Origin of the sequence: Nocardia panacis (assembly GCF_003598715.1) — a bacterium.
Taxonomy (GTDB): domain Bacteria; phylum Actinomycetota; class Actinomycetes; order Mycobacteriales; family Mycobacteriaceae; genus Nocardia; species Nocardia panacis.
The window spans coordinates 247,060-268,850 of the sequence record NZ_QZFU01000029.1 but is presented as its reverse complement, the minus strand read 5'-3'; the positions used below and the strand labels follow the sequence as shown (position 1 = coordinate 268,850).

Below are 21,791 nucleotides of genomic sequence, written 5' to 3'. Positions count from 1 at the left end.
TATGAGGGATCGGGGAGGGGTGGGCGCATCATCATGAAATCAGTTCCGACGCGGGCTTTGTCCGCGATGGCGGCAGTCGCGCTATTGGCGGTGGGGGGATGCGGCCCGGAGAAGCCGCAGGAAACGGCGATCCCGATCGATCGGCTCGATGTCGGCAACTACCCGACCGCACCGCGGCAATTCGGCGGGGCCAAGAATATCGATCAGGCGCGGCTGGTGGCGGCGGAGCGGCTGGCCGACGCGGTTCCGCCTCCGGTGGATATCGATCGGCGCTTCGTCGTCGGCGCACCCTTCGTGGCCTCGGTGTGGATCGATCCGATCGCCTCACTCGGCAAGATCATGAAGATCAACCGATTCGCCGAGGCCGCACCGGATTTCGTGGCCGGGGTCACCAGCTTCGGCAGCACCGAGAAATTCAATCACGGGATGGATTTACTCAACGCGGTGATGATCTTCCCCGACGAGCGGCGCGCCGCCGAGGCCGCCGCCGCGCTGGAGCGGGTGGATTTCGAGGCGAACAACCGCAACACGCCGGTGTCGATTCCGAAATACCCTGGCGCGCACGCACACTGGTGGCCCGAGGCGCAGTCCATCGGAAGTTGGTTCGCCACCGGGAAATACGTGGTCTACACCTGGATGTACGACTACGCGAAGATCTTCCTGAAGAAGGTGGACCAGCCCGAACTGATCGGCATGGTCGAGAAGAGTCTCGACGCGGTGGTTCCCGCGATATCCGCTCACCCGCCCATCCGCACCGAGCAGCCTGCCGAGGTGCAAGTGGATCGGGACGGCCTGTTGGCCCGCACCCTGCCGCGCCCGCGCGAGGACGACTGGCTCAACCCACCGGGTGTCTACGAAGGCCGCACCGCGCTGCTGTTCGACGATTCGCCCGCCAAGAGCCGAAAGCCCTTGACGGATGCGGGTGTCGACCGATTCACCAGCGACGGCGCGCAAGTGTTCCGCGCCCGCGACGCGGCCGCGGCCCGCGCACTGCGGGCCGAACGCGGCGGGCTCAGTAAGAAATTCAAGAGCGCCGCCTCCCCGCGCAACCTGCCCGGCGCTCAGTGCATCGAGTACATCGGACGGGAGCAGGCGGTGATCCGGTTCTACTGCTCGGTGGCCTACGACCGCTACGCCGCGTTCTCCTGGTCCAATCAGTTGCTCGACGCTCAGCAGCGAATCTCGGCACAGTACGCACTACTGGCGCACGCCGGATGAGGTCCACGATGCGAAAATTGCTGTTGGCCGCCATGATCGGTCTGGTCACCGCGTGCGGAACCACCTCTCAGGGCACACCGCTGCCGGGTGAGATCGATATCCGCAAGCTCGATGTCGGCCCCTACCCCACCGAGCCGCCCAATGCCCACGACGACGACTATGTTCCGGCGTTCTGGGTGATGCGCGACGCCGCCGCCATGCGCCTGATCGACTACATCGCCTCGCCCTACGATATCGATCCGCGCATGAAATTCGGCTGGCTCACCTCACATTTCACCGCGGGCTCGCTCACCGAGGAATTCGGGCCGAGCGCGGTGGCCGAGGATATCGCCCGGCGCAACAATCTGCTGTTCGGGGTTCGCGTGAACGGCGGGGATGCCGCCACCACGGTTCCCGCCGCGCAGTGGGGTTCAAAGGCGGAGCCCAACTCCACCACCGCGGCGATCGCGGTCACGCAGTTCGCCGCGACCGAGGGTGCGCGGCAGGCGGCCGACGAGTTCTACCGCGCTCAACTCGACGCCTACGGCGCTCGGAATGTACCGATCACCATCCCGAAATACCCTGACGCGCACGCACACTGGCAGCCCGGCGTGCCCTTCGCGTGGGCGATGCTCGCCCACGGCCCCTACCTGGTGACCCTGTATCTCTCCGTGCCCACCGCCGACGCGGATGCGCTCACCGCGCTGGCCCAGAAGTTCTTCGACACCCAACTCCCGTTGCTCGACCGGCTTCCACCGGTGAGCGATGAAGGTATGTTGCGACTACCGTGGGATCCGGACCACTTGGTCGCCAGAACCCTCAATCCCGACAAGATCGAAGGTCCCAGTTTCGTCAACGGGCGCAAGACCTTCGGCGAGCGCGGCGTACTTGCCTTCGCCGCGGACAGGGAGTTCGTCCACAATCGGCTCACCGCGATGGATGCCGACAAGTTCGCCATGATCGATCGAACCATGGTGGCGCGCACCGCCAATGCCGAGACGGCGCGGCGGGTGGTGGCGGATCGGATCACGCTCACCCGAGGCGCGGATGCCGCCGCGTCACCGCCGAACCTGCCGGGAGCCACCTGCATCGAGAACAAGTCCATCAACCGTTTCGATCCTTTCGGCCGCAGGTTCAACTGTTTGGTCGCCTACCGGCGCTATGTCGGGATCGTCGCGGCGGATCAGTTGCTCGACGCTCATCAGCGTGCCGCTGCCCAGTACGCGCTGTTCGCCAACAGTGGCGACTGATGAGCGTGCGAAAGTTGTTGCTACGACCACTAGGTCGCCGTTCCGTCGCCCGACCAGTCGACGGAGCTGCGACCACGCAGAGCACGATCCTGGCGAACGGTAAGTAGGACATGGGAATTCGACGACTTTTTCCAGCGCTCGCCGCTTTGGTACTGACCGGATGCGCGGTGTCTGGAACACCGCAGGCGGCCGAAATCGATGTCCGCACACTCGATGTCGGCGCGTACCAAACCACGCCGATGAGCAAGCTCCTGATCTCCCAAAAATCACTGAGCGGCGGCACGCAACTAGCCATCATGCGGCTGGCGGATCATGTCGTGCTCAGCACCGATATCGATCCGTCCTTGAAATTCGGGGCAGGCATAGACCCGATGGCACCCGGACAGCCGCCGGATATGATGCCGCCGGAGGATTGGGCCGTCGCCGGACGCAACGATGTGCTGTTCGGCGTCGGGTCACGTGGCACCGAAGACGATCCTGAGCACAATGTCGGCGGTATGGTCACCGTCTACGTCGCACAGTTCCCGGACGCCGACGCCGCACGCCGCACCGTCACCGAATTCACGGCACGCCCCGAACCTGTCGCGCTGCCCAACTACCCGAGCGCCACCGCCCACTGGCGACCCGAGCCCGCAATGCTCGAATCGAGCATCGCGCAAGGTCGATATCTCATCGGAATCACACTGTCCGTGCCCGGAGCCGAACCTGCCCGCATCATCGATCTGGTCCAACGCGCCTACGCGCGACAGATTCCACTCCTGGATTCGCTGCCACCGCTGAGCAGGGCGGACCTCCAGCGGCTGCCCAATGATCCGGACGATATCCTGCGCCGCACTCTCAACCTGGGCGACCAGGTCAAACCCGACGCCAATAGGCAAGCCACCTATGGCATTCCCGGATTCCTGCACTTCCTCTACGGCGACCGACAGCACTGGCAGCAAATCGTGACCGCCACGGGCACCGACCGATTCAGCTATTCCTACGGCACGATGATGTTCCGTACCCGCGACGACGACGGCGCTGCTCGACTGCAGCCCGAACCGCTGTTCCCGGCGTATCTGCGCCCCGCCGACCCGCCACCGATCCTGCCCGACGCCCGCTGCGGCGAACGGGCTTTCGATCGCCCCGACGCTAAACGCTTCCGCTGCACGGTGCGCTACCACCGCTACGTCGCGGTGGTGGAGAGCAATCAGATTCAGGACATCTACCAGCGCGCCGCCGCTCAGTACGCCGTGTTGGCCAACAGTCGATAGCGACGGACGAACGTGACCATGGTCGAACCGAGCCACTATGCTCCGGACAGCAGCGCGGGCAGTGGGCGTCCGCGAGCGGATGGGAGACGGTCAGCATGGCGATGAGCCCCGGCACCATCGTCGGCGGATACCGAATACAGCGGGTGCTCGGCCGGGGCGGCATGGGCACGGTCTATCTGGCGAAACATCCCAGCCTCCCGCGCATGGACGCGCTCAAAGTGCTCGGCGCCGAACTGAGCCGCGACCGCGAATACCGTGGCCGATTCGAGCGCGAGGCCAATCTCGCCGCCGGACTCGACCACCCCAATATCGTCTCGGTCTACAACCGAGGCGAGGAGCACGGCCAGCTATGGATAGCCATGCAGTACGTCGACGGCACCGACGCCGCCGCCGAGCTCGCCCGTGACCCGCACAGCATGAATCCTCTTCGCGCCCTACGCATCACCGCCGAAGTCGGCAAGGGCCTCGACTACGCCCACCGCAGAGGACTGCTGCACCGCGACGTAAAGCCCGCCAACTTCCTGCTCTCCTCAGCCGAGGGCGAGGAGGAACGGGTACTGCTCACGGACTTCGGTGTCGCCAAGTCCAGCGACGACACCACTGAACTCACCCAGACCGGTAGCTTCGTCGCAACCATCGCCTACGCCGCGCCTGAACAACTCTCGGGCCGGCCGCTGGATCACCGCGCCGATATCTACAGCCTCGGCTGCGCCTTCTTCAAACTCCTCACCGGCCGAAACCCGTACCCGGCGACGCAACCCGCCCTCGTCATGATGGGTCACCTACACGAACCGCCGCCTCAGGCCACCGCCGTCAATCCGGGCCTGCCCCCAGCCATCGATCACGTTTTCGCCAAGGCCATGGCCAAGAATCCGGCCGAACGCTTCGCCACTTGCCGTGAATTCACCGATGCTGCGGCCAATGCTCTTGTTCCCGCCCATAATCCGGTGCGCACCACCACCTCCCCGACATATCCCATCATGGCGTTCGAACCGGCGCGGCCCACCACCGATCCGCGCATCGCCATCTCCGCGCCGACACCGCTGCCCGACCTCACCATCGTGCCTGCGCGAAAGAGTCGAAAGCCCTGGTTGATCGGTGCGGGCGTGCTCGCGGTTGTGGTGGCGCTGGGCGTCGGTGGCAGTGTGTGGGCCGCCAATGTGGGATCCGGTGGTAACGTCACCCCCTCCGCCGGCTCGGCTCCTGCCCCGCCGGCATCTCCAGCCGACGCTCGGCGGAACAATCCGGCATTCGCGGGCAAGACCATCACCATGGTCGACATCACCACAAGCGATAAATTCGCTATCTATCTCGGTGGGACACCGCAGACCAAATTCCTCGAAGATCTCGGCTTTGTCTACAACTTCAACTATCAGCGCCATGGCGAGGAACCCTCACCGCGCGCGGCCCAAGACGGAACGAACTCCCTATCCACAAGCCTCATCGCTCCTGCCGACAGCTACATCCTCGCGGTCCGCAGCGACGAGAAGGCGGGCGGGGGTGGCCTTCTCGGCCTGCCGTACACGATCAGCGGCTCCAAGGCCACAGCCATACCGCTCGATGACCCCGGCGCGGTCATGGCAATGCGGAACTGGTCCGACAGTTCAGAACAGACGCTGCTTGCGAAACTCGTTCCAGTACTGCAGAAGTCGGTGCGGAAGTAGCCGGATGCGGACTGTGCGTCGCCGTACGAACGGACCGTGCACAATTCGCCGGTCACCGGAGTGCCTTCGTTGACCGCGGATGCCGCCTCGATGGTTCCGGCGCGAACGCGGCCGTGCGAGACTGGCCCGATGGATCGGAGCGGGTACTGATAGCGGGACCCGTTCCGAAGCAGCGGAACTCGGCACGGGTGGGGCGATGTCACATCTCCGCCGAGACATCCAAACGGCAGGTATTCAGGGGGTTTTGGTGCGAAGATTGGCAGTGGTCATAGCGGGGTTGGTTGCGGCCACTACCCTCGCCGCGTGTGGTTCGCCTCCACCCGAGGACCCGAAGGTTGATCTGAGTCAACTGGAGGTCGGCAACTACCCCACCCAACCACAGGTTCTGGGGAAAGTTCATGATAAGGATCAGGCGTATCTTGTCGAGGCCGCCCGATTGGGCAGCTACGTTCCGCTGCCTTCAGAGATCGACCGTCGACTCCAATACAATTCCAGCCATGCCGGTACTGTGCATCCTTTTACCGATCCCAGCGCATCCGGGCTTCACAATGTAGTCGCCGCCTCCCGCGATGAATTCAACGAGGATGCCAATGGATTTCTGTTCGGATTCATCAACTCCGGAAGGTCGAATAGGGTCACAAATCTGAGCTTCGAACTGACCGCGGCCGTTCTCACATTTTCGAACGACGCCACCGCGACAAGCGCGGCCGACGCGCTCTTCAAGCGAGACATGGCCCGATCACATGGCGCAGAGCCCACCATTCTCCAGAAATATACCACTGCGCGCACCTACTTTACTCCGCAGTTTTCGTGGTTGACAACCTTTTTCGCAACGGGACAATTTGTAATTTTGAGTATCATCCGGGACCGCGCCGGGGAGCAGATCCGTGTCAATGACCTGGACACCTTGACCGATCTTGCAACAAGGAGCCTCGATATCACCTCCGACCGACTTCGAGACTTCGTTCCGACGCCGCCAGAAAAGCTACTCGACCTTCCAGCCGACATCGACGGCATGCTGGGCAGAGCCATCCCTGCCAACATCAATCCGACCGATGTAGACGGCCCCCCGGCAGTTTATGACCGACACGGCGCCTTGAGCATTTCCTACCAACCATTGAGCGATGCGACACTGTTCGATGCGGCTGGAGTCGATCGGGTCGCATTCAACGGCTCATATATCTATCGAGCAAAGGACGCAGCCGGCGCCCGGACAGTCGCCAACCAGTATGCAAATCCAGGCCGTGTCTACCGAAGAATTGATCCGCCGAAGGGGCTTCCGATGGCCACCTGCCTCGAGTATCGAGGGATGGTCGACACCGTCATCAAATACACCTGCACGGTTTCAGTAGATCGATATGCAGCCGCGATCCGTGCAAACCAACTGCGCGATGCCTATCAACGCATATCCGCCCAGTATGCAGTCCTGATAAATAGCAGATGATCCGCGACCGAGGTGTATTTTGATGAAAAAGAGACTACATATCGGGATCTTTCGGTCAATAATTTCCTGCACGCTGGTATTCAGTATGTCGAGCTGTGCCACGACAATCGGAACACCACAGCCGGCCGAAATAGATGTGCGCACACTGGACGTTGGTAAATATCCAGTGGATCCCTACCCGATCTCCATTCAATACCCACATGATTGGCATAGCGCACGCGAACTCGCGGCGATACGACTCGCAGATGCTGTGATATTGGGCACGGAGATCAATCAGGATCTGATATACGGCACGGGACAAGTAATCACCCTGGCTCCAAGCTCAACATTGGCACTGACCGAGTCGAATTGGGCAGTTCTCGAACGAAATGGATTCCTGTACGGATTTGCGACAGGGCGCACCAACACGGCAGTCGAGAGCGCGGGCGTCATATTCCCCGGGGACAATTGGATCAGCGAGCCGAGCCGAAGGAAAGAACGGCCTACTTTCATCTCGATTCTGGCGATGCAGTTCCCTGACGAATCCTCCGCCGCGAAGGCTGCGACCGAACTCGAGGATACCGATTTCCGTGTTGCAGCCGAACAGAATGCGCCGGTACTGTTGCCGAAATATCAGAACGCCCACGCACATTGGCGGCCGGGCATTCCGAGCCTCGGGTCAACTCTGGCAATCGGACGCTACGTGCTCTACCTCAATGTCGGATTGCCGGATCCCGACCTCGCACAACTGGTTTCCGTCACCGAGCAAGTCTACGATCGACAACTGCCGATGCTCGACAAACTACCTTCCCTGACTCGCAGGCAGATACTCGAGCTCGAACTCGACCCGCATCAGGTGCTCGACCGGACACTGGTCGAGTCCCGGCGCGCCGAGCCCGAATCGGAATCGTTCGCCGCATGGGGCTTGCAGGGCTATTTGAACAGGCAGTTCAACGCGACCGCACTGCAGCGAGCCTTCGAGACCGCAGGTGCGGATGGGTTCGGCCAGTCTGCGATTTCGCTGGTGATTCGCACACGCGACCGCGATGCCGCTCATGACCTGGCACCGATATTATTGCGACCGCCACTCGACGAGATCGCCTCCGCAGACCCGGTGCCAAAAATACCCAACGGGAACTGTGCGGAGCACACCAACCTCAGCCGGATCGACAGGCGGGAGAGACGTTTCACCTGCGCGATCACCTACAACCGGTACGTGAGTTTGGTTGGCAGCGAACAACTCATCGATGCACACCAACTGGCAGCGGCGCAGTACGCCCTTCTCGCCAACACCTGGTAGTGCGACACCCCGGCCTTGCTGGCGGGAACGTGGTGGGTCGGTTATCGTATAGCCGCAACCGGCCCACTCGCCAGTCGAGGAAGCAGTGAGCAGGGGGAAGGAGGGGAGTACCGCGCCGCTGGCGCGCAAGTACACAGCCGACGCCGATGTGTCCGAGAACACGCCCTGCGGCGGCAGTTCCACACCAGCCGGTCCGATCCCGCGGGGATTCCACAACTTTCTCGAGAACGATGGAACCGATCGGACCTCGTAGACGTCAAACCAGATGTAAGGGCCAACTAGCGCTTCCCATGTTGACCCAGACAGCATTCGAGAGGAGCCACCAATGGCAGGAAACCTGACCGCGAGCACGGATGATATCGACGCGTTCGCCAATTCCATTCGAACTCAGCACGATAGCCTGAGCCAGGCGATCCAGCAGCTTCGGACTCTGGAGCACAACACCTCCGCAAGCTGGAATGGTGAAGCGGCAAAGGCGTTCACCTCGTTCATGGAGATCTACTTCAGCCAGGCTGCACGGATGAACGACCAGTTGCAGGAGACTGCCGACAAGATCGCCAAAGCATCCGGCAAGACCACAGACCATGACCAGCACTCCGCAAAAGCTGTGAGCGCCGTGATCCACAACATGACACTGCCGAACTGATTCGATCGGCCCTCAGACCCCTATGCAAGGAGCTTTCCATGACTTTGATCAGTGCTAATTTTGGTGAAATCGCAGCGGGCGCAGAGTCCATTATCGCTGCGGCCGGGAACATCACGAAAATGCTTGAAGACCTCAACGGCCAGGTCAAAAGTTTCGCAAACGGTAAGAATTGGGAAGGCGAGACAAGCCAGGCGTTCAACGAATTTCAGGCCAAGTGGGACCGCAGCGTCACACACCTGAACGAGACGCTGACCTCTGCGGGAAAGCTTGTCCATACCGGCAATGCGGATCTCGAGAGCCAGGAGAAGAGCTTGTCACAGATGTTCCTCTGAATACTGTCTCGGCCGAATCAGCGCCCCCGGCAAGGTCTGCCGGGGGCGCGAGTGACTGGAAGGGGCCGAGTTCAGGGCAAGACCCGTACCGACGAGGCAAAGCGTTCGCAGGTCCCCGAGAGCATGGCCCAGTTGTCGCTGAGATACTGGCAGCCGACACTGACCTGGAAACTGTACTCCACCAGGACATGCCAGCGGACGATGGAACCATCGGTGGGATGTTCCTGGTAGGCAATGCCGGAGCGACCGCCGAAGACTTGGTCACGTTGCAGGTCGGTGATGACGCCCGGTGGGCGTTGGGACTTGAGGGATTCGAGTTTGGCGGCGACCTGTTCGTAGCCGGTACCGGGGGTAATCGGGGTTTGGACCACGGTAATGCGAAGGCGGGCACCATCTTCGGGAACGAGGTCTACTCGGGTTTTGGCCGGATCCGTTCCGGGGGCGAGGCGCCAACCTGCAGGGGTGGTGAATTGGAGGCGACCGAAAGTTTCTGTGGTGGGGGTACTTTCGGTTGTGGTCGGGGTGGGAAGCGTTGAAGCGGGAGGCGGGCTCGCAAGGAGAGTCGTTGGCAGGATGGCAGCAGTGGGGGTGTCCTGCTTGGAACCTGTCAGGAGAACGACTGCGGCCACCGCCACCGCGATGACGACGGCCACCGCACCACCCGCAATGTAGTAAGGCCGCCAAGGATTCGGCGGTTTCATGGCAGCGGCGCGGGCGCGCAAGGGCTGCATCCACTCGGCGGCGGGGAGCGTTGGGGCGACGGGATTCAAAGGTGACTCTGCTTCGTAAACGGTGTGACGGAGCAGGTCCGGGCCAGTGCAGGAACGGACTTCGACGGTGGGGCCGCAGCCTTGGTGTACGACGGTGCGAAGGATTTCGAACCGGATCGGGTCGACCGGGCCGAAGACCTGGACCAAATCCACTGGCTGGCCTGCCAGCAGACTGTCGAAAAACGGGCCGAGGGTGGCGGGGCTGAGTTCGGTGGGAGCGAGATTCGGTTCGTGTTCGCAGGATTCGAGGATGGTGCCTCGATAGTCGCGCAGAACAATGCTCGCCGTGGTGGCCAACTGCCCGAATTCGAAGACCGCGATGCGGCGACAGTGTGAGGTGGCGGCATCGGATTCGACAATGCGAAAGGCCAAATCCTGGAACACCATATCGGCGGCGAACTGCCGCAGCGCGGACTGCACCAGACCCCGGCGGCGCGGCCCCCACTCGGTGGGGCAGACAACGAGTATTCGCTCGGCGGGCACAGCGACCCGCATGGTTTGCAATACGGTGGCGAATACAGCCGACAATCCCTCGGCAGCGGTAGGTAGACGCGGAGCCAGCGCGATCCGGTCCGCGTCGACGAACTGCACAGCAGAACTCACCTGATTGCCCCGGGCGAGCGGCTCACCGACCACCAGGTCGAAACCATTGCTGCCCAGGGCAATCGACGGAGCCGTATCCCAGTGGGTAGCGCTTCCCCGCGCCCACACCCTGGTATCGGTGAGAACCAACTCTACGACGGACATCAGGTGAGCGGCATCGAGCCCAGTTGCACCAAACCCTCACTCGACCGAGTGACCAAGGTGCCGCGGCCCGGTGGCATGAAACTGGGCCGGGTGGTGCCCATCAAGACACCCTCGTCCCTGCTGCAGCTCATGATCAGGCCCGCCGAATTGAGATCCTTCATGCGCGCGATGACAGCTTCGAACATGGCCCGGCTCGCACCTCCGGACCGTCGCGCGATGATCAGGTGGAAGCCGAGATCACGGGCGTGTGCGAGTCTTTCGCTGAGCGTCGAGACCGGATTGCCGCTGGATGTGGCCACCAGGTCGTAGTCGTCGACGATGAGGTAGATCTCCGGACCGGTCCACCATGAACGCTCGCGCAACTGCTGCGGTGTGACATCGGCGGGTGGAACGCGCCGCTGCAAGTAGGAGTTCAGTTCGTTCATATTCGCGGCGAACACATCGGACGTGAAGCCCTGACCCGCCAGGTATTCCGTGGGGACCAAACCGAGCAACGTTCGTCGGTAGTCGCCGATGACGATGCGCGCCTGATCGGGAGTGTTGGAGGCAGTAATGCTCTCGACAAGGCCGCGCAGCAGCGTCGTCTTCCCGGATTCGGTATCGCCGATCACGATGAAGTGCGGGTTCTCCGCGAAATCGATATAGACCGGTGCCAGCTCGGACTCGTTGATCCCCAAGGGGAATCGCATATTCCGCTTGGTCCTGTCGAGCTGCGCGGGCCAGTTGCCCGCCAGTTGGAGCAGTTGTTCGCGCGGCAGTTCTTCGGGCAGCATGCGGGCCGCGGGCGCGTGCCTGCCCGGTGTGGCCCTGGTAATCGCAACGACTGCCTCGGCAACGGCGGTGCCCAGGCTGTCCTGATCGGTGCGGCCGTCGATGCGCGGGAGCGCGGTGAGCATGTGCAGCGTCTCCGGGGTCATACCGCGACCCGGACGCCCCTGCGGCACCAGCGCGGCGAATTTGCGGCCCAGGTCGGAGTCCATCGGATCACCAAGGCGCAGTTCGATTCTCGTGCCGATCTGATCCTTCAGCGCGGGACGCGCCTCGGCCCAGCGGGCCAGCGCGATCACCACGTGCACACCGTAGGACAGGCCGGTGACGGCGAGGTTCATGATGGTCTGTTCGAGGGAGTCGAAATCCTGCCTGATGGAACCGAAACCGTCGATCACCAGGAAGACATCACCGAACGGGTCCTCATGCGCACCCGCGGCGGCAGGACTGCTCGCCGGATCCATTGAACGCAAACGCCGGAACTCCACCATGGATTCGATACCGAGTTGGCGGAATCGGGCCTCGCGGGCGCGGACGATGGTGGTCATCTCCGCTACGGTGCGGCGGACCTTGTTCTCCTCCAACCGACTCGACACCGTGCCGACATGTGGCAGCCCTTCGAGGCTGGCAAGAGTGCCGCCGCCGAAGTCGAGGCAGTAGAACTGGACCTGTTCGGCGGTGTGCGTCATGGCCATTGCCATGATGAGGGTCCGCAGCGCGGTGGATTTGCCGGACTGCGGGCCGCCGACCACGGCCACATTGCCGCGCGCACCTGCCAAATCTGCTATCAGTTCGTCGCGGCGCTGATCGTAGGGCCGGTCGACGATGCCGATGGGGGCACGCAGTGTGGCGATCTGCTGGAATTCGCCGACCAGGATGGAGCGCGGGATGAGCTGATCCAGGGTCGGCGCGTCATTGAGCGGCGGCAACCAGATCTCGTGGGCTGGGCGGCCGTGTCCGCGAATGCGGGAGACCAACATACTCACGTTGGAGATCTGCTCGCCCTCTTCGGCCTGCGGCTCCGGCTCGACCTGCACCACCTCGGGCAGGGCGACCCGGTCCACCGGGCGGAAATCCACGTGCGAGGCAGTGAACGGCCTTGCCTTGATATCGATTTCGCCCGCCTGACCGGCGACGGTGATATCGCGCTGCGATCCGCCGCCGACGTATGGACCCGAGACGTAGGAGGCTTGGAAGCGCACAATCTCGCCGGAATCGGATTTCAAGTAGCCGCCGCCCGGACTGTTCGGCAGGTTGTAGGCGTCGGGAACCCCGAGCACCTGGCGGGATTCGTTGGCGGAGAACGTCTTCAAGCCGATGCGGTAGGACAGGTGCGATTCGAGACCCTTGAGCCTGCCCTCCTCCAGACGCTGCGAGGCCAGGAGCAGATGCACGTGCAGCGAGCGGCCGAGGCGGCCGATCATGACGAACAGGTCGGCGAAATCCGGGTGCTGACTGAGCAATTCGGAGAATTCGTCCAGCACGATGAACAGCGCGGGCATCGGGTCGAGATCCGCGCCGCTGGCGCGGGCCTTCTCGTAGTCGGAGACATTGGCGAAATTGCCCGCCGAGCGCAGCACATTTTGGCGGCGGTTCATCTCACCCGCCAAGGCATCGTGCATGCGGCCGACGAGATCGGCCTCTTCCTCGAGGTTGGTGATGACGGCCGCGACGTGCGGCACATTGTCCAGACCGAGGAAGGTGGCGCCACCCTTGAAGTCGACCAGGACCAGATTCAGTTGGTCGGGCGAGTGGGTGGCCAAGAGGCTGAGCACCAGGGTGCGCAGGAATTCGGATTTACCGGAACCGGTTGCGCCAATGCACAATCCGTGCGGACCCATACCCAACTCGGCGGCCTCTTTGATATCCAATTCGACCGGGAGCCCGTCGGCTCCGACGCCGAAGGCCACCTTCAACCGCTCCCGACCGTAGCGGGGTCGCCAAGCGTGTGCGGGATTGAAGGCGCCGATATCGCCGAGGCTCATCAGCTGCGCCCAGGTGGAGATGACCTCGGAATCGTCGGTCTCCACATCGCTGCTCTTTTGGGTGGCGGCACGGTAGGGCGCGAGCCTGCGGGCCACCTGCTGGGCCTGTTCGGGACTGATCCGGTCGATCATGGCGAAGCGCTCCTGATTGCCGGTGGCGCCCCGACCCAGGCATTCGCCGTTCTCGACGATCATTTTGATACCGCGCGAAACGGCAAGGCGCGGTGCGTATCCGCACAGGTCGATCACGGTGACGCCCTCGTAGCCGGATTCGCGCAACTGGTCCTCTTCGGACTCGAGCAGGCCGCCGTCCACCACGATGACGATGTGCACCATATTGGTATTCGCCGGTTGGTTGCGCGAATAGCGGACGCGATTGCCGATCAGCGGGTGCAGACCCGCGGTGGCCTCGCGGATGGAGCCGTAGAACATGCGCTGCGTGCCGATGCCGTCCTGGGCATCGGGATGCTGGGTGTGCGGGAGCCACTTGGTCCACTCCCACTCGCGGGCCGTATCCGGGCCGCAGACGATCGCGACAAGCACCTGATCGGGTGCCTGAAACATGCACAGCTGCAACAGCATTGCCCTGGTCATATCCCTGGCCTGGACACGGTCGCCATCGAGCGCGATGGTGGCGAAACCCTTCACCGCGATGGCGGTGGGCAGATCCGGCACGGTGGAATGGGCGCGGACGAAGCGGCGCAGCGACACCGCCGCGATCGGCTCCAACTCCTCCACCGGACCCGTCTCCGGTGCGACCAACCTGGTGGCGAGGCGCTGACCGCCCAGGCCGATGCGGGCGTGGCAGAAGTCCTTGTCTCCCGCGCGGCGCTCCCACATGCGGCTGGTGCCCGCCAGCATCCAAATCAGCGCGGGCTCCGGATGACTCCACTGCACCGAAGCGCGCTGCTGGGTGGCCGTCTCGTCGACATCCCGGCGGACCTGATCGAGATAGCGCAGATAGTCCTTGCGGTCCTCATTGGCCTCGGCCGCCTTCTGGCCTTTGCCGCCGCCCTGCCCCGCGAACATTCCCACCATCGAGAACATCATCATGGCCGGGAACATCAGGCTGGTCGGATTCGAGCCGAGGCCGCCGCCCGAGGTGAACATCAGCACCATCATGCCGATCATGCCGACAACCATCACGAGAGGCATCATCTTGAGCAGCAGATTCCCCGGTGTGACCCGCGGGATCTCCGGTGGCGGTTGCAGCGTCACCTCACCGCCGGGTGTGCGCGGCATCTCCCGGCGGGTGCGCCGCTGAAACCGGACTGTGCTCATAAGACGACCAATCCCCCTTCGCGAGCTGTGCTTCGGCCACCGAAGATGCGGGAGGCCGAGATTGGCCTCAGTGTAGAGCGCACAGCCGACATGTCGTACAGTTCAGCCAGCATTCTGCTGCCCGCGCGGTGGGTTCGCAAGCTCGGTCCCGCCCCGGTCGAATTGGCGGAAACCCGAGGTAGAAGACGAGTTGGGGGAAGCTTGACACACGCGCGACTTGACCACATCGACGAGGACTCCGCGCGCGGCATCGTGCGGGCGCCCGACCTCGCGAGGGTGACCATTCTGGCCAAGCACACGCAGGTGGATATGGCCATCCCGGTCGATGTGCCGGTGGCCCTTGTCATTCCGAGCGTCGTCGATATGGTGGCCCAGCACAGCCGCAGCAATGACTTCGACAATGAGGGCGAGCGGTTCGAACCCGCCGAATGGGTGCTGGCGCGCATCGGCCAACCCCCACTGTCCAATTCGTTGAGTCTCGGCGAGCACGGCGTGCGCGACGGCGAACTGCTCATGTTGGAGAGCGCCTCGCACACCGCGCCGACACCGCTGTTCGACGACATCATGTACAACGTCGCCATCGCCGACGCGGATCACTACCGCACCTGGAATCCGCAGGTGGCGCGCATTACCGGATCGGTGCTCGCGGCGGTGGCCATGGTGGTGGGCTGCTTCGGGTTGCTCACGGCACGCGGTTCGCTACCCGGATGGGTCGGCGGAGCCATCGCCCTGGGGATCGCCATTCTGCTGGTCGTCGCGGGCTTGGTGCTCAGCCGAATGTACGGCGACACGGCGACGGCGCTGGTGCTCGGCGGCTGTGCGCTGCCCGCGGCGTTCAGCGCCGGAATGCTGTTCGTACCAGGTCATTACGGTTGGCCGCACTTCCTGCTCGGCTCGATGCTCGTCGGGGCGACGGCGGTGCTGGCATGGCGGGTCACCGGCGTCGGATTGGCGCTGTTCATCGGCGCGAGCGCGCTCGCGGTCTACGCGGTGCCCGCCGCACTGGTCGGGATGCTCGCCGAACAGCCGCTGCACGTCATCGGCGGCGGCGCGGCCGCGCTCGGCCTCGGCGGCCTCTCGCTGGCCCCTCGGATATCGATGCTGCTCGCCAAACTGCCGCTGCCGCCGGTGCCTTCGCCCGGCACCCCGATCGACCCCAGCGAGGACGATCCCGACGACCACCGCGCCCTGCCCACCATGGAGATCCTGCGCGGCAAATCCGAACGCGCCCGCATGTACCTCGGTGGTCTGGTCGCCGCCACCACGCTGGTCACGGCGGCAGGCGCGCTCATCGCCACCGATCCCCAAGCGGGCGAACCGTTCTGGCCCGGTATCGCGCTGGCGCTGGTCTGCGCGATCGTGCTCATGTTCCGCAGCCGCACCTACGCGGGCGCGGAACAGGCCGTGGTCCTCATCGCGGGCGGCGCGGCCATCGTGCTGATCATGATGGTCGGCGCGGCCTTCGTCACCGGTCAGTCGCTGGCCATCTTCGGGGTGGGCCTGCTGTTCCTGATCGCCGCCCTCATCCTCGGCATCATCATCCCCAACCAAACCGCGACCCCACCCATGCGTCGAGGCGTGGAACTACTCGAATACGCCTTCGTCGCAGCGGTTCTCCCCCTCGTGTTCTGGGTGGTGGACCTCTACTCCCTCGTCCGCAGCCTGTGAGCGGGGCACTGCGCGTCACCGCGGCGGCGGTGGTGCTGGGGCTCAGCGGGGTGTTCGGTATCGGGGTCGCGCACGCCGAGCGACCACCTGCGGTCAATCCGGGACTGCTGCCTGCCGGAGATCCTGCGGCCCCGCAGGAGAAGACCGAACAACCACCGAGCACGCCGTGCGCCGTGGTCTACCCGGGTGGCGACGGCTCCACGATCCCGCAGGCGCAGCGCGCGCTCAATCTGGAAGCGGCATGGCAGCTTTCGCGCGGGGCGGGACAGGTCGTCGCCGTCATCGACACCGGCGTGGCCCGACACCCCCGACTACCGGGGTTGGAGGCAGCGGGCGACTTCGTGGCCGCAGGTGGTGATGGCACCGACGACTGCGATGCGCACGGAACCTTCGTGGCAGGTCTTATCGCGGCCAGTCAGGCTCCCGGCCAGGGGTTCGCGGGAGTCGCACCGGATGCGCGGATCATATCTATTCGGCAGTCGAGTGGCGCATGGCAGAAGCAGGGCGCCGCCAATAACAAAGCACCGGGCGATTTCGCGGACGGCTATGGCAACCTGACCACCATGGCGGCCGCGATCAGGCGGGCTGTCGACAAAGGCGCCACGATCATCAATCTCTCCGAGGCCTGGTGCGGCTCCGACAACTACGTCGACAGCAGTGTCGGCGCTGCAGTGCAGTACGCCTTCGAGCGCGATGTCGTCGTGGTGAGCGCCGCAGGAAACAACGACACCCAAAGTTGCCAAGGCAATGCGTCGGTTCTGGACCCGCTCACCCCTAACGCCGACCCCTGGAGCAAAATTTCGCTCAATGTGAGTCCAGCCCGCTGGGATCAGTACGTACTGTCGGTCGGTTCGGTCGACGACAACGGCGCCCCTTCGAAATTCACGGTGCCCGGCCCTTGGCTGAGTGTCGCCGCGCCCGGCGAGAACATGGTGTCACTGGATCCGCGCACGGCCGGTACCGCCAACGGCAAGTTCTTCAAGAACGTGAATGGGCAGATCAGCGGCACCAGTTTCGCCGCACCGTTGGTTTCGGGCGTTGCGGCGCTGATCAAGGCCCGCTATCCGGGAATCAGCGCGAAAGAGGTGATGAAACGCATCCAAGCCACCGCGCACGCGCCGGCAGGCGGCTGGAACCAATACGTCGGCTACGGCACGGTGGACCCGCTGGCCGCCCTTACAGCGGAAGTGAATACACCGCTCCCGCCCAAACGTCCCGCCGCAGCGAAGAGTGTGCAGCTTCCACTCCCTACCCCGATATCCCCGCCCGACAACACACCGCGCAATGTCGCCCTGATAGGCACCGGAATCATCGCTGCCGCACTGATTCTCGGCTTCCTCGCCTCATTCCCGATCCGCAGGCGCTTCGGTATCCGCTCCGGCGAATAGCGTATGGGCTCCCGGGAACACCGAGGAGCCCATACGCGCAATACCATGCGGGACAGGCTATTTGGAGTTGACCGCAGAAGCAGGGGTTTTGGCGGGGGCGGCATCGGGGGCGACGCCGTCATGGGCCACCAGCGCCTCTTCACGACCGAGAACCGGGCCGACGGCGAGCAATCCGACTATCGGCCAAGGGGCGGGTTCGGGCGTGATGCCGTCCATGCCCAGGGCTTTGGCGGAGTCGCCGTTCTTGATGCCGTAGGAGACTCCGGTGTCGGCGATATAGAACATGCTGTCCTTGCGCCGACTGTCGGGTTCGATGCCGGTGGTCTGCAGGAAGGCTCCGGTGCTCGGGGGCAGGTAGAAGGCGTCGGCGCGCAGGCCGCGGTTATCGGATTGGGCCAGGGTGACGGGTTTGGCGGAATCGGCGAGGGGCAGGTTCACGCCGGTGAGTACGGATAGGTCGGCGCGATTGCCGGAATCCTTGCTCGCGGCCGTATTCGGCTTCCAGGACAGGCAACTGACCTGCTGTTCCTTGGGTTGCACGATCACCGGCGTGGTCTGCGGGTAGGTGCCGACATTGAGCACCACCGGGTTCGGCGCGTGGCGCTGATCGAAATCGCTGATTTTGGTGCCGTGTTCGGAATTGCGCTGTGAGGCCTTGATGATCTCGGCGGTGAGCGGGCTGATCTCCTGCAGGCTCTCGCGCAGCACCACCCAGTACTGGTTGGGTTTGTCGGCCACCTGGACGACCGTGCCGATACGCAGGTTGTTGATCGGGTAGGTCGGTGCACCGCCCGGATCGTCGATGGTCGGCGGCTTGATCGGGGCCACCTCCGGAATCGCGTTGAGCAGGCCCTCGCTGATCGGTCTCGGGGTGAGGCCGCGAATATTGAGCGGGCCGGTGACCGCGGGATCGTTCAGATCCACCCTGGCGCGAGAGTTGTTGTACACCAGGTAGACATAGTCCTTGCCCTGGACCAGCAGCGCCTTGTCCTTGGGCAGCGGCCCGGCCTTGGCGCCCAACTCCGGATCACCGACCATGACCGTCATGGTCAGCGCATTGCCGCCGTCGACCTTCAATGTGTCGCAGACGGTCCAGACGTGGCCCTTGCCGTCCTTGTCGAAGTGCAACGATCCCGGCGCGCCGGGAATACCGATGAGTGTGCCGCGCGGCTTCTTGCCGAGTTCGGACTCCTTGACGATGACCGGCTTGGCCGAATCCCCGGCCGCGAGTCGGGCCGAGGCCAGGTTCAGCGCCGGATGCACCGCATCGTCGAGCACCACGTAGACCGCGCCCGAATCCTTGCCGATGAGAATCTTGTTGGAGCCGATCTTGTCCTGCGGGCGCAGCAGCGCGAGGACACCGCATCCGGCCAGGACCACGCAGGCCATGATGAGTCCGGCCGCGTAGGCGCGGGACTGGGAGCGCATGGGATCGTGCAGCATTCGCACATCCCGGCGGACCAGGGCGTGCTCCATCCGACGCACCAGGAAGCGGTAGCCGCTGACCTGCCAGCGCGTGGTGGGTTTTGAAGGCAAGGTTTCCTCCCCCGAACAGTGCTCGCGTTCGCCGAACACAGTACAGTTCCCGAGGACTCTTGTTCAGCTCGACCGGCATTGCGCGGTTGGGCCCGTGCATTTGGGGGACGACGATGGCCGAATCTGTCGGAGCGGGACCTCGTCCGCTGCTCGGGCGCATATCGCTGACGAATCTGCTGGTGGCGCAGGTGATCGGTCTCGCGGCGGGGGTGGTCGCGCTGGTGTGCGGGTCGGGTCCGTGGATCGCGTTGGCTGTCGGCGTGGCGGTCATGCTGTTTCCCCTGGTTCCTATCGCCAAGCGCACGGTGCTCGATTGGCTTGCCACCTGGTGGCGGTATGTGACCCGGTCGGAGTACACGATCGGCGACACCGTCGATTTCCGCGGACCGGACGGGCGCTCGCTCGGGCTGTATTGGGATGGCAGCCGCGTGGTGACGGTCGTGGAGGTGTTGCCGCCGCGCGGCGGGCTGACCAGGATCGCCCGCACCACGGTGCACGCCTCGCATCTGCTGCCACTGCCCGAACTGGCGAAATGCCTTACCCAGCACGACATTCTGCTCAGCGGTATCGATATCATCAGCCACGGTCACCGCAGTCGCTCCGGCACGCCCGCGGGCGCGATCTACGAATCGCTGCTCGGTCCGCTGCCCGCCACCGCACATCGCACGGTGTGGTTGGCCATCAGTTTCGACGCGCTGGCCACTCCCGAAGCCGCGGATCGCCGCGGTGGCGGTGACGAGGGCGCGTCGCGCGCGGTGACGGTCGCGACGCAGCGGATCATGCGCGCGCTGGAGGACGCCGACTGCGCGGCCCGCATTCTCACCGCACCGGAGATCCGCAAGGCGGTGCTCCAAGTGACCGGCGGCTACGATCCGCGCACACATTCCCAACGGTGGCGCTATGCCGCGATCGGCAACACGGTGAATATCGGCAATGCGGTCGATCCCAAACGACTCGGCTCGGACCTGTTGGCCCAATTGTGGGTCGCGCCCTCGCGCGGCACCACCGTGGCGGTGCGGCTGCGGCCGGGTAGTTCGGCCGGTTCGGTGAGTATCGGTGCGGCTTGGCGCCTTACGGCGCGGGAACTGCCGGAGCGGCATCGGCTCAAAGGCATGATCTCGATGAACGGCCGCCATCGCGCGAGTCTGCTCGCGCATCTGCCGCTGGCCGTGCCCGGTGTGGATCGCACCGTGCCCACCATCGAATACCCGGTCGAGGTCATCGGCGCGCTGCATCTGCCGTCCTCGGGCTGCGGTCAGCTCATCGGCTCCGACGACGAGGGCAATGGTGTCGCGGTCCGCATTGTCGGCTCGGGTATCTCCACCGTGTATGTGGCCGGTGAGCTGTATTTGGCCCAGCAGTTGGTGTTTCGGGCCTTGGCGGTCGGCGAGCGCGTTCTGGTGCGCACCGATCGCGCGCACGCCTGGCAGCAGTTGGTCACCACCATCGGCAATGCGGAGCGGTTGAAGCTCGCGGCCGAAACCCATGAATCCGACGCCGATTTCACGGCCACGGTGGTGGATGGTGTACCCGCGCCGCCGCCGCACGCGGGTGTCACCACCATCTATGTCACCGGCGACCCGATGGGCTGGCCCGCGACCCGACCGGACCTGTCGATTCACCAGCCGCAGGCCATCGGCAATCACGTCCTGCTACGGACCGGGACGGCGCAGGTGGATCTGACGCTGGTCTCCATTCCGCGCGAGGCCACCTACATCGGTCAGCCGCGCGGGCGCAGACAGATGGCGGGCAGTCCCCAGTAAAGCCCTTCGCGCCGTCATCGCGAGAGGCTCACAGCCCGGAACCGCCCGTCGCGTCGATCACCCGGCCGGTCACCCAGCGTGCGTCGTCGGAGGCGAGGAAGGCCACGATGTCGGCCACGTCCTCGGGCCGCCCGACCCGACCCAGCGCGGCCAGGGCAGCCGCGCCGGCTTCGGCCTCCGGATTGCCGCGTAGCCAGCTCGCGTTGTTGTCGGTGTCGATGATGCCGGGCGCCACCGAGTTCGCGGTGATGCCTCGGGGTCCCAGTTGCTTGGCGAGGTTGAGGGTGAAGGTGTCGAGTGCGCCCTTGGTGGCGCCGTAGGCGATGATCTCCGGCATGGCGAGGCGAGCCGCGCCGCTGGAGATATTGATGATCCGTCCTCCGTCGCGTAGCCGCCGCAACCCTTGCTGCACAACGAAGAACGGTGCACGGACGTTCACGGCGAAGACCTCGTCGAAACCGTCCTCGGTCAGCGACGCCAGATCAGGGCTGCGGCCGATTCCGGCGTTGTTGACGATGATGTCGACGACTCCGCCGGGGGCATATTCGTCGGCGTGGGCGTCGAAGGCGGCCCACAGCGCTGCCGCGTCACCGTGGCGCCCCAATTCCGCGTGCAGGGCGATGGCCCGGCCGCCGTCCGCGCCGATGCGTGCAACGACCTCGTTCGCCGCTGCCTCGTCGCGCGCGTAGGCGACCGCGACGGTGGCGCCGTCCCGGCCGAGACGCTGCGCGATGGCCCGGCCTATGCCGCGACTGCCGCCCGTGACCAGTGCGATCTTTCCCTCGAGTGCGCGTGTGCCCATGGTCGTTGACCACTCTTT

General features: G+C 64.4%; 15 protein-coding genes. 11 read left to right on the top strand and 4 right to left on the bottom strand.

The features are described from left to right. Window positions 1-33: 33 nt before the first annotated feature. From D5S18_RS23520 to D5S18_RS23485, 8 genes are all read left to right on the top strand, one after another. Window positions 34-1,218: a DUF7373 family lipoprotein gene (locus tag D5S18_RS23520; RefSeq protein WP_147404107.1), complete on the top strand. Its 1,185-nt coding sequence runs from the start codon at window positions 34-36 to the stop codon at window positions 1,216-1,218. 8 nt (window positions 1,219-1,226) lie between these two features. Continuing rightward, window positions 1,227-2,447, top strand: a complete 1,221-nt coding sequence (locus D5S18_RS23515; RefSeq protein ID WP_147404105.1) for a DUF7373 family lipoprotein — start codon at window positions 1,227-1,229, stop codon at window positions 2,445-2,447. Window positions 2,448-2,614: 167 nt separating this feature from the next. Then, window positions 2,615-3,700 (top strand): DUF7373 family lipoprotein, encoded by a 1,086-nt coding sequence (locus D5S18_RS23510; RefSeq protein ID WP_147404103.1) that lies wholly within the window; start codon window positions 2,615-2,617, stop codon window positions 3,698-3,700. A 95-nt stretch (window positions 3,701-3,795) separates the two neighbouring features. Further along, complete coding sequence (locus D5S18_RS23505; protein ID WP_120043241.1) at window positions 3,796-5,364, top strand: serine/threonine-protein kinase; 1,569 nt, start codon at window positions 3,796-3,798, stop codon at window positions 5,362-5,364. Between the two features lie 262 nt (window positions 5,365-5,626). Beyond that, window positions 5,627-6,808, top strand: coding sequence for a DUF7373 family lipoprotein (locus D5S18_RS23500; RefSeq protein WP_439651169.1), 1,182 nt, complete (start codon window positions 5,627-5,629; stop codon window positions 6,806-6,808). Between the two features lie 22 nt (window positions 6,809-6,830). Continuing rightward, window positions 6,831-8,087, top strand: coding sequence for a DUF7373 family lipoprotein (locus D5S18_RS34510; RefSeq protein ID WP_147404099.1), 1,257 nt, complete (start codon window positions 6,831-6,833; stop codon window positions 8,085-8,087). A 325-nt stretch (window positions 8,088-8,412) separates the two neighbouring features. After that, complete coding sequence (locus D5S18_RS23490; RefSeq protein WP_120043238.1) at window positions 8,413-8,733, top strand: WXG100 family type VII secretion target; 321 nt, start codon at window positions 8,413-8,415, stop codon at window positions 8,731-8,733. 38 nt (window positions 8,734-8,771) lie between these two features. After that, a complete protein-coding gene (locus D5S18_RS23485) occupies window positions 8,772-9,065 on the top strand; it encodes a WXG100 family type VII secretion target (RefSeq protein WP_120043237.1) in 294 nt (97 codons plus the stop codon). Between the two features lie 71 nt (window positions 9,066-9,136). Here D5S18_RS23485 and D5S18_RS23480 read toward each other — a convergent pair whose 3' ends face one another. Both D5S18_RS23480 and eccCa read right to left on the bottom strand, forming a co-directional pair. Further along, entirely contained in the window at window positions 9,137-10,582 is a 1,446-nt protein-coding gene (locus tag D5S18_RS23480) for a type VII secretion-associated protein (RefSeq protein WP_120043236.1), read from the bottom strand. Beyond that, on the bottom strand, window positions 10,582-14,616 hold the full coding sequence (eccCa, locus tag D5S18_RS23475) for a type VII secretion protein EccCa (RefSeq protein ID WP_120043235.1): 4,035 nt from the start codon (window positions 14,614-14,616) through the stop codon (window positions 10,582-10,584). Before eccCa ends, D5S18_RS23480 begins: the two co-directional genes overlap by 1 nt. 201 nt (window positions 14,617-14,817) lie before the next feature. Between eccCa and eccD the strand changes: the two genes are divergently transcribed. Further along, window positions 14,818-16,284: a type VII secretion integral membrane protein EccD gene (gene eccD / locus D5S18_RS23470; protein ID WP_120043234.1), complete on the top strand. Its 1,467-nt coding sequence runs from the start codon at window positions 14,818-14,820 to the stop codon at window positions 16,282-16,284. Beyond that, the gene (gene mycP, locus D5S18_RS23465; protein WP_239003959.1) at window positions 16,281-17,672 is read left to right on the top strand and encodes a type VII secretion-associated serine protease mycosin; all 1,392 of its coding nucleotides are present in this window, start codon (window positions 16,281-16,283) and stop codon (window positions 17,670-17,672) included. Before eccD ends, mycP begins: the two co-directional genes overlap by 4 nt. Before the next feature lie 57 nt (window positions 17,673-17,729). Here mycP and eccB read toward each other — a convergent pair whose 3' ends face one another. Continuing rightward, window positions 17,730-19,208, bottom strand: a complete 1,479-nt coding sequence (gene eccB, locus D5S18_RS23460) for a type VII secretion protein EccB (protein WP_120043479.1) — start codon at window positions 19,206-19,208, stop codon at window positions 17,730-17,732. A gap of 113 nt (window positions 19,209-19,321) precedes the next feature. Between eccB and eccE the strand changes: the two genes are divergently transcribed. Then, on the top strand, window positions 19,322-20,971 hold the full coding sequence (gene eccE / locus D5S18_RS23455; RefSeq protein WP_120043233.1) for a type VII secretion protein EccE: 1,650 nt from the start codon (window positions 19,322-19,324) through the stop codon (window positions 20,969-20,971). Between the two features lie 28 nt (window positions 20,972-20,999). Here eccE and D5S18_RS23450 read toward each other — a convergent pair whose 3' ends face one another. Next, the gene (locus D5S18_RS23450) at window positions 21,000-21,773 is read right to left on the bottom strand and encodes an SDR family oxidoreductase (RefSeq protein WP_120043232.1); all 774 of its coding nucleotides are present in this window, start codon (window positions 21,771-21,773) and stop codon (window positions 21,000-21,002) included. Window positions 21,774-21,791 lie beyond the last annotated feature (18 nt).